This window comes from Roseateles sp. SL47 (assembly GCF_026625885.1).
In the GTDB taxonomy this organism is placed as follows: domain Bacteria; phylum Pseudomonadota; class Gammaproteobacteria; order Burkholderiales; family Burkholderiaceae_C; genus Roseateles.
Genome location: NZ_CP113068.1, coordinates 6,370,979 through 6,388,479, shown reverse-complemented (window position 1 = coordinate 6,388,479; position 17,501 = coordinate 6,370,979). Strand labels below are relative to the sequence as shown.

The 17,501-nt window shown below is 65.4% G+C and carries 5 protein-coding genes; all 5 read left to right on the top strand.

The genetic code is table 11. From position 1 onward, the window contains the following. The coding region (locus OU995_RS27390; protein WP_267833306.1) for a phosphopantetheine-binding protein at positions 1-611 on the top strand (611 nt) is incomplete at its 5' end. Between the two features lie 2 nt (positions 612-613). Further along, positions 614-7,033 carry a non-ribosomal peptide synthetase/type I polyketide synthase gene (locus OU995_RS27385; RefSeq protein WP_267833305.1) on the top strand — a complete coding sequence of 2,140 codons (6,420 nt, stop codon included), beginning with the start codon at positions 614-616 and terminating at the stop codon, positions 7,031-7,033. Between the two features lie 15 nt (positions 7,034-7,048). Next, the gene (locus OU995_RS27380) at positions 7,049-7,792 is read left to right on the top strand and encodes an aspartyl/asparaginyl beta-hydroxylase domain-containing protein (protein ID WP_267833304.1); all 744 of its coding nucleotides are present in this window, start codon (positions 7,049-7,051) and stop codon (positions 7,790-7,792) included. Between the two features lie 23 nt (positions 7,793-7,815). Beyond that, positions 7,816-16,029 (top strand): non-ribosomal peptide synthetase, encoded by an 8,214-nt coding sequence (locus OU995_RS27375; RefSeq protein ID WP_267833303.1) that lies wholly within the window; start codon positions 7,816-7,818, stop codon positions 16,027-16,029. Between the two features lie 155 nt (positions 16,030-16,184). Further along, positions 16,185-17,477: an MFS transporter gene (locus OU995_RS27370; RefSeq protein WP_267833302.1), complete on the top strand. Its 1,293-nt coding sequence runs from the start codon at positions 16,185-16,187 to the stop codon at positions 17,475-17,477. The last annotated feature ends 24 nt before the right edge of the window (positions 17,478-17,501 follow it).

Below are 17,501 nucleotides of genomic sequence, written 5' to 3'. Positions count from 1 at the left end.
CGCAGTGCCAGGGTGTGCATGAAGCGGTGGTGCTGTCCCGTGCAGACATCGATGGCCAGAATCGTCTGGTGGCCTATGTGACCCCCCAGCCTGGCCACGAACTGGCCACGACGCAGTTGCGCAGTGAGCTGGCGGACCAACTGCCGGACTACATGCTGCCCAGTGCCTTCGTTGTGCTGGCCGAACTGCCGCTGACACCCAACGGGAAGATCGACCGGAAGGCCTTGCCCGCATTGGAATCATCGGAGGTGTCCGACCGCTATGTGGCTCCGCGCAACGCCACCGAAGCGGCGGTCAGCCAGGTCTGGGCGACCCTGCTGCAGACCGATCGGGTGGGTGTCACCGACAACTTCTTTGACCTCGGCGGACATTCCCTGCTGCTTGTCAGCCTCCATCAGCAACTGGATCAGATGTATCCGGGGCGGCTGGCCATGTCCGACTTTTTCACGCACACCACCGTGGAGCAGATCGCGGCGTTTCTGGGCGGTGAGCAGGATCAGGAGGCGCCCGCCCAACAGGGGGTGTCGCGTGCAGAGGCGCGCAAGCGCAGTGCCGCGCAGCAACGCGAGAGACGGTCGAAGCTCGGCCGGCAAGTAACGACGGGACGGTAGCCATGAACCAATGGAATGATCAGAACAACATCGACCCCAACAACAGCATTGCGATCATTGGCATGGCCGGGCGCTTTCCGGATGCCGCCACACTCGAGCAGTTCTGGAAAAACCTCCGCGAGGGGCTGGACTCCGTCCATCCGATCTCGGACGACGAGTTGCGGCAGGCCGGCGTGCAAGAGGATCTCATCGCCGACAGCAACTATGTGAAGGTGGCCTCCATGCTGTCCGACATCGACAAGTTCGATGCCGACTTCTTCGGGGTCGCCGCGCGCGAAGCCGAACTCATGGACCCGCAGCATCGGCTGTTCCTGGAGTGTTCCTGGGAGGCGCTGGAGCACGCAGGGTACAGCCCCCGTGACTATGACGGGTCGATCGGCATCTTCGGTGGGGTTGCCGAAAGCGCCTACCTCTTTGAGAACCTGGCGTCCAACCCGGCAGTGATTCGCTCCATGGGCGGGCGCGCCATCATGCAGGTCAATCAGAAGGATTTCCTGTGCGGCCGGGTGGCTTACGAGCTCAACCTTCGCGGCCCCGCACTGGTGGTACAGACGGCGTGCTCGACCTCTCTGGTGGCCGTGCATGTGGCCTGCCAGAGCCTCCTGAACGGCGAGTGCGACATGGCGCTTGCCGGTGGTGTGGCCATCTCCAACCTCGAAAAAACCGGCTACACCTTTGTGGATGGAGGCATCCAGTCGGCAGATGGCCATTGCCGCGCCTTCGATGCCGATGCCACCGGGATTGTGGATGGCAGCGGCGTGGGCATCGTGCTTCTGAAGCGTCTGGCCGATGCCTATGCGGATGGCGACTACATCCATGCAGTGGTGCGCGGCTCTGCCATCAACAACGATGGTTCCGACAAGATCAGTTTCACCGCTCCCAGCGTGGACCGCCAGGCTGCCGCCATTAGTGAGGCCTTGTCCATCGCGGATGTGACGGCGGACACCATCGCTTATGTCGAGGCGCATGGCACCGGCACCCGACTGGGCGATCCCATCGAAGTGCGTGCACTGAGCAAGGCCTTTGAACTTACCAGCACAAGGAAGCAGTATTGCGCGCTGGGCTCGGTCAAGACCAACCTGGGGCACTTGGACACGGCGGCGGGCATCGCTGGGCTGATGAAGACCGTGCTGTCGCTGCAGCACCGGCTGATCCCCCCTAGCTTGCACTTCAAGGCACCCAACCCCCACATCGACTTCGCGTCCAGCCCGTTCTACGTCAACAACCAGCTCGGCCACTGGCCCGACCTGGGCGCGCCATTGCGGGCCGGTGTGAGTTCGTTTGGTGTCGGCGGAACCAATGCGCATGTGGTGCTGGAGGAAGCGCCTGCGCGAGTCGCGGTCACTCGGTCCACTCGCCCGCAGCTGCTGCTGCTGTCCGCCAAAACACCAACGGCGCTGTCGGCCGCCGCAGCGAACCTGACCAGCTATCTGGCGTCCCACCCTGAGTTCAGCGCCGCCGACATCTCCCACACGCTGATGGTGGGGCGGCAGCAGTTCGAGTACCGCCGCAGTGTGGTGTGCATCGAGTCGCCAGCGGCTGGGGAGGAGGCGCAGAGCGCGAAGGGGTGGACGCGCAGCCTGGACACGGCCCATCTGGGCAGATCCAGTGCCAAGGGGCAGCCCGGCGTCGTTTTCATGTTCCCTGGTGGTGGGACCCAGTATGTGGGCATGGGGCGGTCGCTGTATCAGGCGGAACCGTTCTTCCGGCAGCAGATCGACCAGTGCGCCGCTCTGGCGAAGCCCATCCTGCAGCTGGATATTCGCAGCGTGCTCTTTCCAGAAGAAGATCAACTGGCCGCCGCACAGGCGCACATGAATCAGCTGGAGGTGTCCCTCGTTGCGCTCTTCTCGCTGGAGTACGCGCTGGCCAGGCAGTTCATGGATTGGGGTGTCCAGCCGATGGCGATGATCGGGCACAGCCTGGGTGAATACGTGGCGGCCTGCCTGGCGGAGGTCTTTTCCTTGCCGGATGCATTGAAGGTGGTGGCAGAGCGCGGACGACTGATCGGTGCCCTGCCGACTGCAAACATGCTGGCCGTGCTGCTGTCGCCGGAGCAGGTGCGCCCTTGGCTGGGGGAGGGCCTATGGCTGGCGTGTGTCAACGCGCAACAGGCCTGCACCATAGCAGGAACTCCCGAGGCAACAGAGACGCTCGCGGCCCGCTGGACCGAGGCTGGCGTCGAATTCCAGTTTCTCAGGGGCTGGCCGGCCTCCCACTCCGGCTTGATGGCACCGATCCTGGCGTCGTTCCGGTCGGTGATGGCCGGCGTCGAGCTGAAGGCTCCGCAGTTGCCCTTCCTCTCCAACCTGTCGGGAGAGTGGATCACCGAGCAACAAACCAAGGATCCCGACTATTGGGTGAGACACCTTTGCAATACGGTGTGCTTCGCTCAAGGCGTTCAGAAGCTGAAAGAGCGCCAATTGGAGGTCTTTCTTGAGCTGGGCCCGGGGCACACACTCAGCAATCTGGTCCGACGGGATGCAGGTGCGGGTGCTGGGCAGGGGGCGGCTTGCAGCGTCATCGATTCCGTCCCGCGCCAGGATGATCCAGCCAGCAGCCTGGTGACGGCGATGGCGGCGCTCGGCCGCCTCTGGACCGTGGGCTACGCTGTGGACTGGCAGGCGGTTTACCGGGATGAACCGCGTTCACGCGTTCCATTGCCGACCTATCCCTTTGAGCGCAAGCGCTACTGGATTGGCAAGGGCGCGGGGGCCGTGGCCCGCGTTGCTGCCACGCAGCACATCGGGAACACCGACCCGCAGGGGCCACTGGAGCCGTCCGACGAGGGGCTGACAGCGCCGGGATCCATTGGCGCACCCGCTGCCCTGTCGCTGCATGCGCGCCCGGATCTTCCGACCGAGTTCGTGGCGCCGCAGTCGGCGACCGAGCGGGATCTTTGCGCCATCTGGGAAGCGTTGCTGGGCGTGGGGCCGATTGGCGTGAGGGACAGTTTCTTTGCGTTGGGCGGCAGCTCGCTCATCGCCATCCAATTGGCCTCACGCATCCGCAGTCATCTGGGGGCCGAAGTCCCGCTGCGCACGCTGTTCCGTGAATCGACCGTCGCAGCGCAAGCGCTGGAAGTCGACCGCATGCGCGCACCGGAAGCGGAGCGGGCCCGGGACGGTATCCCCCGTCGGGCCGTCACGGACATCGTTCCGCCGTCGTATTCGCAGCAGCGGCTGCTGTTCATTGATCAGCTAGATCATGCTGCCGACGCGGCCTATCACATTTCGAAATCCATCCGCATTGCTGGCCCGCTGGATCGGGGTCTTCTCAAGGCCGCATTGGACGCCGTGGTGGTGCGGCACGAGGGGCTGCGCACGTGTTTCGGTCAGTTGGACGGGCAGGCAGTGCAAGTCATTGGTCCAGCCAGCACCGGCTTCGCGCTGAGCGAAGTCGACCTGGGTGCCCTGCCTGAACCCGAGCTGGCCGCAGCCGTGCAGCGCCGCTGTGATGAAGAACAGCGTGCGCCCTTCAGTCTCGCGCAGGGACCTCTCATTCGGGGCCTCCTGCTACGTCTGTCCGACTCCGAGCACATCCTGGTCGTGACCCAGCACCACATCATTTCGGATGGTTGGTCCATCGGCATCATGGTGCGCGAGTTGTCCACGCTCTACGAGGCCTTCAGCCAGGGCCAGCCGGATCCACTGCCTCCGCTGCCGATCCAGTATGCCGATTACGCGATCTGGCAGCGCCGGTGGCTGCAGGGTGAGGTGTTGGGGCAGCAAACGGCTTACTGGAAAAAACAACTGAGCGGCGCGCCTGCGCTCCTGGAGTTGCCCACCGACCGGCCCCGGCCCGCCATGCAGAGCTATGCAGGCGGCCATCGACCCTTTGAGGTGTCTGCCGCATTAACGGCGGGACTGCGCCAACTGTCTCAGCGGCATGGCACCACCCTGTTCATGACCTTGCTGGCGGCCTGGGCCGTATTGCTGAGTCGCTTCAGCGGTCAGGGGGACATTGTCGTCGGCACGCCAGTGGCCAACCGGCAGCGCAAAGAGACGGAGGGACTGATCGGCTTCTTCGTCAACACACTGGCGCTACGCGTTCGGATCGAGGGTGATCCAACGGTGGAACAACTGCTGCAGCAGGTCAAGGCGACCACCCTGGATGCCTATGAGCATCAGGATCTGCCGTTCGAGCAGGTGGTTGAGGCCCTGCAGCCCCAGCGCAGCATGAGCCACAACCCGATCTTCCAGGCGATGCTCAACGTTCACAACACGCCTGGCGACCACGAGCTGGCCGTGGCCGGACTGAAGTTCTTTTCCAAGGAGACCCTTGAAGACACTGCACTGTGCGATCTGATGCTGTCCATCCATATCGGCACCGACCTGATCACGGCGGACATCAACTACGCCAGCGCGCTTTTTGATGTCGGCACGGTGGCGCGGATGGAGTCCTGCCTGCAGACCTTGCTGGGCGACATGGTGGCGGACGACCAGCGACGTGTCGGCCAGTTGGACTTGCTGGGCCCGCAGCAGCGCCACGAGTTGCTGGAAGTGTTCAATGCCACCCGCACTGAGTACCCTCGTGAGCTGCTGCTGCATGAGCGCTTCGAAGCGGGTGTCCGCCTCCATCCGAAACGGCTGGCGTTGGTGTGCGGCGACGAGCGGTTGAGCTATGAGGACCTCAATGCCCGCGCCAACCGCCTGGCCCATGCGCTGCGGGCCACAGGTGTGCGTCCCGATGACCGTGTGGCCATCTGCATGCAGCGCCATGCCGGCCTGGTCGTGGCGGTGCTGGCCGTGCTGAAGGCCGGTGGAGCCTACGTCCCGCTGGATCCGGCCTATCCGGCCGAGCGCGTGGCCTACATGCTGTCCGACTGCGAGCCGGTGGCGGTGTTGACCCAGATGCTTCTTCAGCAGGACGTGCGGGCTGCACTGCCCATCGGCGTGCCCATGCTGGTGGTGGATGGAGCCGACGCCGCAGGCATCGCCGAGCAGGACCCTCATGACCCGGGCCGGCAGGGCTGGGGGCTGGCCCCGGGGCATTTCGCCTATGTCATCTACACCTCAGGATCGACGGGGCAGCCCAAGGGCGTGGGTATCGAACATGGCAATGCGGTGAACTTCGTCCATTGGGGCATGGAAGCCTTTAGCACCGACGAGTTGGCGGTGACCTTGTTCTCGACGTCGGTGAACTTCGATCTCCACGTTTTTGAGCTCTTTGTCCCGCTCAGCGCGGGGACCGCGATTCGTCTTGTGCCCGACGCGCTGACGCATGACGCGAGCTGGAACGATGTCACGCTGATCAACACCGTCCCCTCGGCGATGCAGTCTTTGCTGGACCACGATGTGCTGCCGGAGGCGCTGCTGTGCATCAACCTGGCTGGCGAGCCCTTGCGCGGCGCGTTGGTGGATCGGGCCTTTGCAGCATCGCGTGCGCGCAGGGTGGTGAATCTGTATGGCCCTTCGGAAACCACGACCTATTCGACCTTTGTCTCCATGGATCGTGACGAGGGCTTCCGGCCCGGCATCGGGCGGCCTGTGGCCAACACCCGGGTGTACATCCTCGACGCGAGCGGTGCCCCGGTGCCGCTGGGCGTGCCCGGCGAAATTCACATTGCCGGCCTGGGCGTGGCGCGCGGCTACTGCAACCGGGCAGAGCTGACGCAGCAGCGGTTTTTGACGGACCCCTACGGCGCGGAGGCCGGCGCCCGCATGTACAAGACCGGCGACCTGGGTCGATGGCTGCCTGATGGGACCATCGAATACCTCGGTCGCAACGACCATCAGGTGAAGATTCGTGGTTTCCGCATTGAGCTTGGGGAGATCGAAAACCGTCTTCTGCAGTGCACCGAGGTGCGCGAGGCGGTGGTCGTTGCCCGTGAGGATCAGGAGGGCGACAAGCGGTTGGTGGCCTATTTGACGGTACATGCCGGGCAGCAGGTGACCGCAGCGGCACTGCGCGAGGCGCTGGCGCACAGCCTGGTCGAGTACATGGTGCCCAGCGCCTTTGTGGTGCTGCCCGAGCTGCCGCTGACCCCCAACGGCAAGATCGACCGCAAGGCGCTGCCCGCGCCTGACCTCGCGGCACTGGCCAGCCGGACCTACGAAGTGCCAGCCAATGAGCTGGAGCGATGCCTCGCGCAGATCTGGCAGGAGCTTCTGGGCGTGGGGCGCGTAGGCCGCCATGACAACTTCTTTGAGCTGGGGGGCCACTCCCTGATGGCCGTGCGGCTGTTGCGTCGTGTGGAGGACGAATGCCGTGTGGACCTTCCCATGCGGGAGCTGTTTGAGCGCCCAGTCCTGCGGGACCTCGCTGAATCGGTCCAACAGTTGCAGTTCAAGGTCTACCTGGGCGAGGACATCGATGCCTTGAAGTCGGAGCTTGGAGGTCTATCGGAAAGCGAACTGCTGGCCATGCTGGAAGAAGACGAGGGGGCGCCGCGTTCTCGCGTCAGCGCGCAGCTTGAATAAAACAGGAGGGAGAGCATGACACCGTCGATTCAGGAAGGTCTGGAGGAGATCCGTCGCCGTCACGGTGCGGATTCCGTGTTGCGTGTGGAACGCATGCTGCTGGGCAAGCGTTCGGATCGGCATCCGCTGCAGAAACAGGCCAAATGGATCTTGCCCGGGCTGACGTCCAAACCCTGGCATGACCCCCGGGAGCACGAGGTGCTGCGTCCCATCGTGGAAGGGCTGGAGAAGTTGCATCCGGAGATCAAGGCGGAATTTCTGCAGACGTCGAAAGCCGGAGCGCTGGTCGACTACGGCCACTACAAAGGGGTTCAGGATGACTGGAAGGCGCTCTACCTGTTCCGCAAGGGGCAGGAGGTGGACGCTGCGGCCCAGTACGTACCCCAGACCTTCCGCTTCATGAAAGAGCAGATCGCGGACTGGCTGTGCCCGCTCCTTGAAATGCACTTCTCCACCCTGCTGCCGGGCGCCAGGGTTGCGCCGCATTGCGATCTGTGGAACTTCACCATCAACCTCCACCTCGCGGTGGACATCCCCTCCGATTGCGTGTTGAGGGTGGCCAACGTCGATCACTGCTGGGAGGAGGGACGCTGCCTGCTGTTCGACTACTCCTATCTGCATGAGGCCTGGAATGCAGGTGATCGCGCGCGCACCTGCCTGCTGGTCGATCTCTGGAACCCTGAAGTGACGCTTGCCGAACGGGAGGCCTTGGTCCTCGTGGTGCAGGAGCTGCGACGCCTTACCGGCGAGCATGTCTGAGGCCGGTCCAACCGCGTAGACCCATGAATGAATTGACCAAGGTGCCGCCCGTCACAACAGACCGCTCAGAGCTGCAGGACGCGATTCTGCGCAAGCTGCTCCAAAGGCGGATGGAGGCGCACGCGGCCAGCCGTGATGCCCGGCGAATCACCCCGGCGGACCGAAGCGCCGCGCTGCCGGTGTCGTACGCCCAGCAGCGGCTGTGGTTCCTGGACCGGCTGGACGCGGCGGCGGGGGCGGCGTACCACATGCCCGTGGCGCTCAGGCTCAGCGGCGCGCTGCAGCGCCAGGCGCTGAAGGCGACGCTGGACGGCCTGGTGAGGCGCCACGAGATCTTGCGCACGCGGTTTGGCAGCGTGGACGGACAGACGGTGCAGTGGATCGATGGGCCGGAGGTGGGGTTCCAGTGGCAGGAGGTGGACCTGAGCGGGCTGGAGGAGCCCCAGCGCACGCAGGCGGTGCAACGGCTGAGCGAGCAGGAGCAGCGCGCGCCGTTTGATCTGGCGCGGGGGCCGCTGATCCGTGGCCAACTGCTCAAGCTGGAGGAGCAGGAGCACATCCTGCTGCTGACGCAGCACCACATCATCTCCGACGGGTGGTCCACCGGGATCATGGTGAGGGAGGTGAGCGCGCTGTATGAGGCGTACAGCCAGGGTCGGGAGGACCCGCTGGAGCCGTTGACTATCCAGTATGCGGACTACGCGGTGTGGCAACGCCAGTGGCTGCAGGGGGAGGTGCTGCGGCAGCAGACGCAGTACTGGAAGGAGCAGTTGGGCGGAGCACCGGCTCTGCTGGAGCTGCCCACGGACCGGCCGAGGCCGGCGGAGCAAAGCTATGAGGGCGGGCAGTGGAGCTTTGAGATTCCTGCACAGGTGAGTGCGGGGCTGCAGGGGCTGGCGCAGAGCCAGGGGGCGACGCTGTTCATGACGCTGCTGGCGGGGTGGGCGGTGCTGCTGAGCCGGCTCAGCGGGCAGAAGGACATTGTGGTGGGCACGCCGGTGGCGAACCGGCAGCGCAGCGAGGTGGAGGGGCTGATCGGGTTCTTCGTGAACACCCTGGCGCTGAGGGTGAGGCTGGAGGACGACCCGACGGTGCAGGAGCTGCTGCAGCAGGTCAAGGCCAGCACGCTGGACGCGTACGAACACCAGGATCTGCCGTTTGAGCAAGTGGTGGAAGCGCTGCAGCCGCAGCGCAGCCTGAGCCACAGCCCGCTGTTCCAGAACATGCTGAGCCTGAACAACACGCCGGCGCAGGCACCACTGCAACTCAGCGGGTTGAGGATCACGGTGGACCCGCAATCCACCGAGACGACGCATTTCGACTTGTCCCTGTCGATCAACGAATACGGTGGGCGACTCTTCGCGACGATGTCCTATGCGCGCGATCTCTTTGAACGGGAGACCATTGGGCGCTGGGCCGACCTCTTTCTGATGATCCTGAAGGAGATGATCAGCGATGCAGGCCAACGCGTCGGGGCGATCGATTGGCTGGGGCCGAAGCAACGCAGGCAAGTGCTGCAGTCGTTCAACGACACTGTGAGGGCCTATCCCCAGGATGCACTTGTTCACAGCCTCTTCGAAGCTCAGGTGAGGGCGAGGCCGCAGGCCACGGCGCTGGTGTATGAGCAGCAGCAGCTGAGCTACGGGGAGCTGAACGAGCGGGCCAACCAGGTGGCGCATCGGTTGGTGCAGCTGGGGATCCGTCCGGACGACCGGGTGGCGATCTGCATGCAGCGTAGCGTGGAGATGGTGGTGGGGCTGCTGGGCATTCTGAAGTCGGGGGCGGCGTATGTGCCGCTGGACCCGGCGTATCCGGCGGCGCGGCTGGCGTACATGCTGGGGGACAGTGAGCCTGGGGCGTTGCTGACGCAGCAGGCGCTGGTGCAGGAGATGCGCCAGGGGGTGGCCATCGGGGTGCCGGTGCTGGCGCTGGATGGGGCGGAAGCGGCGCAGATCGAGGTCCAGCCACGGCACGACCCGGACCCGCAGGCCCTGGGGCTGAACGCCCGCCACCTGGCCTACATCATCTACACCTCGGGCTCCACCGGGCAGCCCAAGGGGGTGATGATCGAGCACCGGGGCGTGGTGAATCTCTGGCAGGCCCTCGCGCGAGACATTCTGGCGCATCTGCCTTCTGGTGCGCGATTCGCCTTGAATGCTTCAATGGCTTTTGACGCGTCGGTCAAGATCATTGTGCAGTTGCTCAGCGGGCATGGCCTGATCCTGATCCCTGCGCTGTTGCGCATGGAAGGGCAGGCACTGCTGCAGTGGATCGAGGACCGGGAGATCGATGTCCTGGATTGCACGCCAGCACAACTGGAGATGCTTGGCAGCGCCGGCATGCTGACGGCAGCCCGACAACGTCCGTTGACCTTGCTCATCGGTGGAGATGCCATTGCGCCGGCGACCTGGCGGGCGCTGGCGGAGTCCCGGGATCTGCAGGCCTGCAACGTTTACGGACCCACCGAATGCACGGTGGACGCAACGGCGGTACGCATTCAGGGCGAGCATCCCCACATTGGCCGCCCGATCGCCAACACACGGATCTACATCCTGGACGGGCAGGGCCGACCGGTGCCGATCGGGGTGGTGGGGGAGATCCACATTGGGGGCCACGGGGTGGCGCGGGGGTACTGGAAGCGGCCGGACCTGACGCAGCAGCGGTTTGTGGAGGACGGGTTCAGCGGGGAGGCGGGGGCGCGTCTGTACAAGACGGGAGACCTGGGACGCTGGCTGGCGGACGGCAACATTGAGTACCTGGGGCGCAACGACCATCAGGTGAAGATCCGGGGGTTCCGGATCGAGCTGGGGGAGATCGAAGCGCGGCTGGTGCAATGCCCCGGGGTGAGGGAGGCGGTGGTGGTGGCGCGGGAGGACCAGGGCGGCGACAAGCGGCTGGTGGCCTACGTGAGCGCGCAGGAAGGGGCGCAGGGGGAAGCGCTGGCGGTCAGTGCGCTCAGGAGCCGACTGGCCGAAGCGTTGGCGGATTACATGGTGCCCAGTGCGTTTGTGGTGCTGGCGGGGCTGCCGCTGACGCCCAACGGCAAGATTGACCGGCAGGCGCTGCCGGCCCCGGAGGCCGGTGCGCTGGTGAGCCAGCCGTACGAGGCTCCGGCTGACCCGCTGGAGCAGCGCCTGGCGCAGATCTGGCAGGAGCTGCTGGGGGTGGAGCGCGTCGGGCGACACGACAACTTCTTTGAACTGGGCGGCCATTCGCTGTTGGCGGTACGTGTGATCGTGCGGGTGCGCCAGGAGCTGGGGGTGGAGAGCAGCCTGCGAGCGTTGTTCAACCAGCCGGAGCTGGCGGCGTTTGCGAAGAGCGTGGAGCAAGCCGGTGCAAGCCTTGGGCAGCACCTGGGGCAGCGAATCACCCCGGCGGACCGAAGCGGCGTGCTGCCGGTGTCGTACGCCCAGCAGCGGCTGTGGTTCCTGGACCGGCTGGACGCGGCGGCGGGGGCGGCGTACCACATGCCGGTGGCGCTGAGGCTCAGCGGCGCGCTGCAGCGCCAGGCGCTGAAGGCGACGCTGGACGGCCTGGTGAGGCGCCACGAGATCTTGCGCACGCGGTTTGGCAGCGTGGACGGACAGACGGTGCAGTGGATCGATGGGCCGGAGGTGGGGTTCCAGTGGCAGGAGGTGGACCTGAGCGGGCTGGAGGAGCCACAGCGCACGCAGGCGGTGCAAAGCCTGAGCCAGGAGGAGCAGCGCGCGCCGTTTGATCTGGCGCGGGGGCCGCTGATCCGGGGCCAACTGCTCAAGCTGGAGGAGCAGGCGCACATCCTGCTGCTGACGCAGCACCACATCATCTCCGACGGGTGGTCCACCGGGATCATGGTGAGGGAGGTGAGCGCGCTGTATGAGGCGTACAGCCAGGGTCGGGAGGACCCGCTGGAGCCGTTGACTATCCAGTATGCGGACTACGCGGTGTGGCAACGCCAGTGGCTGCAGGGGGAGGTGCTGCGGCAGCAGACGCAGTACTGGAAGGAGCAGTTGGGCGGAGCACCGGCTCTGCTGGAGCTGCCCACGGACCGGCCGAGGCCGGCGGAGCAAAGCTATGAGGGCGGGCAGTGGAGCTTTGAGATTCCTGCACAGGTGAGTGCGGGGCTGCAGGGGCTGGCGCAGAGCCAGGGGGCGACGCTGTTCATGACGCTGCTGGCGGGGTGGGCGGTGCTGCTGAGCCGGCTCAGCGGGCAGAAGGACATTGTGGTGGGCACGCCGGTGGCGAACCGGCAGCGCAGCGAGGTGGAGGGGCTGATCGGGTTCTTCGTGAACACCCTGGCGCTGAGGGTGAGGCTGGAGGACGACCCGACGGTGCAGGAGCTGCTGCAGCAGGTCAAGGCCAGCACGCTGGACGCGTACGAACACCAGGATCTGCCGTTTGAGCAAGTGGTGGAAGCGCTGCAGCCGCAGCGCAGCCTGAGCCACAGCCCGCTGTTCCAGAACATGCTGAGCCTGAACAACACGCCGGTGCAGGGCCCGCTGCAGCTCAGCGGGCTGAGCATCAGCACCTTGGCACCGGACAGTGGCAGCACGCAGTTCGATCTGAGCCTGGCGCTGAGCGAGACGCCAGAGGGCTTGAGTGCGACGCTGAGCTACGCGAGCGCGCTGTACGAGCCGAGCAGCATCCAGCGGCTGGAGGGCTACCTGCAGGCGGTGCTGCGGGGGCTGGTGGAAGATCCGACGCAACGGGTCAGCGAGCTGGCGCTGCTGAGCGCGGCGCAGCGCAGGCAAGTGCTGGAGGAGTTCAACGCCACGGCGCGGGCGTATCCGCAGGACGAGCTGATTCACGAGCTGTTTGAGGAGCAGGTGAGGGCGAGGCCGCAGGCCACGGCGCTGGTGTATGAGCAGCAGCAGCTGAGCTACGGGGAGCTGAACGAGCGGGCCAACCAGGTGGCGCATCGGTTGGTGCAGCTGGGGATCCGGCCGGACGACCGGGTGGCGATCTGCATGCAGCGCAGCGTGGAGATGGTGGTGGGGCTGCTGGGCATTCTGAAGTCGGGGGCGGCGTATGTGCCGCTGGACCCGGCGTATCCGGCGGCGCGGCTGGCGTACATGCTGGGGGACAGTGAGCCTGGGGCGGTGTTGACGCAGCAGGCGCTGGTGCAGGAGATGCGCCAGGGGGTGGCCATCGGGGTGCCGGTGCTGGCGCTGGATGGAGCGGAAGCGGCGCAGATCGAGGTCCAGCCACGGCACGATCCGGACCCGCAGGCCCTGGGGCTGAACGCCCGCCACCTGGCCTACATCATCTACACCTCGGGCTCCACCGGGCAGCCCAAGGGGGTGATGGTGGAGCACGCCGGACTGAGCAGCCTGGCGCATGCGCAGATTGCGCAGTTTGGCGTCAACCCGTCCAGCCGTGTGCTGCAGTTTGCTTCCTTCAGCTTTGATGTCTGCATTTCGGAGCTCACCTTGGCGCTATGCAGCGGTGCCAGCGTGCTGTTGGCGCCGGCCAGTGCGTTGGCACCTGGCGACACCTTGCTTGAACTCGTGAGAACCCAGGGCGTGACCCATCTGCCGCTGCCCAAGGCCGCGCTGGCGGTACTGCCGGCGGACGCGGAGCTGGGAGTGTTGCAAACGGTGATCGTCGGGGGGGAAGTCCTGCCGGCCGTACTGGCCGACGCATGGTCTTCGCGGTATCACCTCCACAATTCATACGGTCCGACGGAAACCACGGTGTGTGCAACGGTGTACACCTGTCGCGCTCCCGACCCCGTCACCGTGCCGATTGGCCGGCCTATTGCCGGCAAACGGATCTACATCCTCGATGAACGGGGGAATCCGGTCCCGATGGGCACGACCGGCGAGATCTATATCGGTGGTGCAGGCGTGGCGCGCGGCTATTGGAAGCAGCCTGAGCTGACGCGGCAACGCTTCTTGCCGGACCCCCACAGCCTGCAACCAGGGGCGCGCATGTATCGCACCGGGGATCTGGGCCGCTGGCTGCCCGAGGGTCATGTCGACTTCCTCGGTCGCAATGACCATCAGGTGAAGATCCGGGGCTTCCGCATCGAGCTGGGGGAGATCGAAACCCGGCTGGCGCAATGCGAAGGTGTGTGCGAAGCCATCGTGCTGGCCCGCCGGGATGGAACGGGAGACCCGCGGCTGGTGGCCTACGTCACAGGCTCCCCCGGACACCAACCTGCAGCCGCACGCCTGCGTGCCGAACTCGGGCAGGTACTGCCCGAGCACATGGTGCCTCATGCCTTCGTGACGCTGCCCGCCATGCCGTTGACGCCGAACGGCAAGATCGACCGCGCGGCCCTGCCCGCGCCCGACCAGGACGCTTTGGCCACCCGACCTTATGAGGCGCCGCTTGGCGACCTGGAGCACGCCATCGGTCACATCTGGCAGGAGCTGTTGGGCGTGCAGCGTATTGGCCGCCACGATAACTTCTTCGAACTGGGGGGCCACTCGCTACTGGCGGTGCGGATGATCGGTATTCTCGATCGCCAGTTCAACCTGAAGATGGCGTTGCGGGAACTGTTCGTCCATCCGACGCTGCAGGGGTTTGCGACGCTGGCGGGGAAGCGGGACACCGGTCGCCGCTACAGGCACCTGGTGCCTATCCGCACCACCGGGCGTCAGGCGCCGCTGTTCCTGTTCCATCCCAGTAAGGGCGAGGTGGGCTATGCCTACGCATTGGCCTGTCACCTCGATGTGGATCTGCCGGTGTACGGATTGGCGGCGGCGGGTTTTGCCGAGGACGAGCAACCCCTGTCGTCGGTGGAAGAGATGGCGGCCGCCTACATCCGCGAAATCCGGCAAGTGCAGCCGCATGGGCCCTATCGCCTGGGAGGCTCCTCGTCCGGGGGCATCCTGGCCTATGAGGCGGCCAATCAGCTGATTGGCGCTGACGAACACGTTGAGTTCCTGGCCTTGATCGATACGGACAGCCAATACCTCAAGCCCGATGTCGGCAATGGTGTCTCCACCCAGGCCCCGCCGGTCAGCGCCGATGTGGACGGATGGATCGACTCGCTGGTGTGGGTGCCAGACGGTACTTCTGAGGCAGTCAAGACACGGCTTGCCGACGTGGCGGCGATCGGGGACAGAGTGGCCTTGCTGGAGGAGGGCCAGCGAGTCGGTTTGCTGCCCGGCCACGTCGGCCCGGAGCTGTTGAAGCGCTACCTCGCTGTACAGACCGCGATGGGGTGGGCACTGATCCACTACCTTCGGCCACCCCTCTCCATCCCGATGTGCCTATTTGCCGCCGAGGACGAACAGCCCGCCGATCCGACGCTTGGCTGGCGTTCCGCAGTCGGCAACCGCCTCAAGGTGATCGCGGTGCCGGGAACGCACCACACGATGGTCGAGGCGCCTCACGTCGCGTCCTTGGCCCATGCCATCGGCCAGGAGCTCGAGACGATCAAGACCCAGCCGGTGGACCGCCCCGAGCAACGCTACATGCCGGCGGTGCTTCTCAAGCAAGGCAGCAGTTCCCAGGTGCCTGTGTTTTGCGTGCCGGGTGCCGGTGCGAGCGTGACGGCCTTGGCCGACCTCGCGGATGCGCTGGGGCCGCAGATCACGGTCCATGGCCTCCAGCCACGCGGTCTCTGCGGCATTCTCGCGCCGCACGTGGATGTCTCCAGCGCGGCGCATGCCTATGTGCGCGCGCTACGCGAAATACGCCCTCGGGGGCCGGTGCATCTGATGGGTCACTCCTTCGGAGGCTGGGTCGCACTGGAAATGGCCCATGTCTTGCAGGAACTGGGGCAGCCCGCTGCCACGCTGACCTTGCTCGATTCGAGCGCGCCATCCGAGGCGCCTGCGAGCGGATTTGAACGTCATTCACCGGCGGAAGCCCTGCGGCGCCTGATCCAGATCTATGAGCAAAGCCTGGGGAGATCGCTTGAGCTGGAAGTCGAGTCCATGGGCACTGCAGAGGCTGACCAGCACCTGGCCCGGCTGCTCGCACGCCTGGTTCAGCATGGTGTGATGCCGCAATCCACCCGGCTTCCCACTTTGAAGGGCATCTTCCGCACGTTCTCGACCCACCTGAACACGCAGTACCTGCCGGCCCGGCCCTATCTGCAGGAGTCGTACCTGGTGAATGCCTCGCCTTCACCCGGGGGCGGGGCGGCGCTGCGACGGGGACTGGACGAGGATGTCGGTCGCTGGGAACAGCACCTGCCTCGCGCGCAGGCCTACACCTGTGGCGGCAACCATATGAGCATGTTGCGTGCGCCGCACGTGCTTGGAATTGCGGCATGGCTGCAGCCCTTTCTGACTCGCCGCTGATCTTGGTCCAGATGGCCCCGATCCCCCCAACGGATGCCCGCTTGCCAGCGGCCTGAAGCCTTCCACCGGCACCCCCCATGTCCCTACCCACTCGACATCCCATGCCCATCGACGCGTCCTCGCCAGCGAGGGCAGAGGCCGCACCCGTTGCTCGCATGAGCCGCGGCTTCTACATCATCTGGTCGACCCAGTTCGCGTCGATGTTTGGGTCCCAACTGACGGCCTTTGCCATTGGGGTGTGGCTGTTCCAGCGCACTGGATCGGTCATCAGCTTCACGCAGTTCGTGCTTTTCTCGACGCTGCCAGCGCTACTGATGATGCCCTGGAGCGGGGCCATCGCCGACCAGTGGAACAAGCGATCCATTCTGGTCGTCTCGGAACTCGTGGCCGTCGGTTGCACCGCCACGATGGCGCTGCTCTTCTGGCTGGATGTCTTCCATGTCTGGCAGCTCTATGCACTGCAGGCTGTACTGTCGATCAGCATCGGCCTTCAGGGGCCGGCAGCCAGCGCCGCCATCACGACGATGGTGCCCAAGGAACACTACGGTCGCGCCAGCGGCATGTACCAGATCGCCACGGCGGTCTCCCAGTTTGCGGCTCCGATGTTGGCTGCCGTCCTCCTGGGGCGAATGGGCATCTTCGGCATCCTGGTGCTGGACGTGTTGACCTTTCTGGTCGCGATTGTGGGCGTGCTGGTCGCGAGCATCCCGCCCGCGCCAACAAGGCCGACCGATGAAGGCGCGGCACCGGTGTCGCGCAGCGCCCTGGGTGATGTGAGATGGGCCCTCGGCTTTCTGCGACAGCGGCCCGCCATGGGGGCGGTGTTCGTGTACAGGGTGATCGGTGCGTTGTTCACCGGCATGGTGCTGGTGCTGATCGGGCCCCTGGTGCTGGCGCAGCATTCGGAAAAGGTGTTCGCCGCCGTTTCAACCTGTGGCGCGATGGGCGCACTGTCCAGTGGGCTGCTGCTGGTGGTCTGGGGCGGCATGAAACGGTGGACACCACTTGTCCTGGTTCTGAATATCGTCCAAGGGCTTGCCATCGCTCTGGCCGGGCTGCAGAGCTCAGCCATGGTGCTGTGTGCATGTGCCTTTGTTGTCATGTTGTGCAGTTCAACACTGGCGGGCAGCACGTCGGCCATCTGGCGAAGAAAAGTGCCGCACGACCGCCAGGGGAACTTTGCGGCGTTCCAGCAAGCCATCGGGCTGGCCATCCTGCCGGTCAGCGCAAGCTTGGGGGGTGTTCTGGCGCAGTATGTGTTCGAGCCGGCGCTCATGCCGGGCCATGCGTGGTCTCAGGCCCTGGGCCCCTGGTTTGGAACCGGACCTGGGCGTGGCACCAGTGTCCTCTTTGTGGCGATGGGCATGGTGGCGTCACTGGTGGCCCTGCTGTCCCTGCTGGATCGCCGCGTCTACCGTGTTGAAGCGGAGGTACCCGATGCCGTCTAGCGAGCCACGGAATCGCATCAAGCT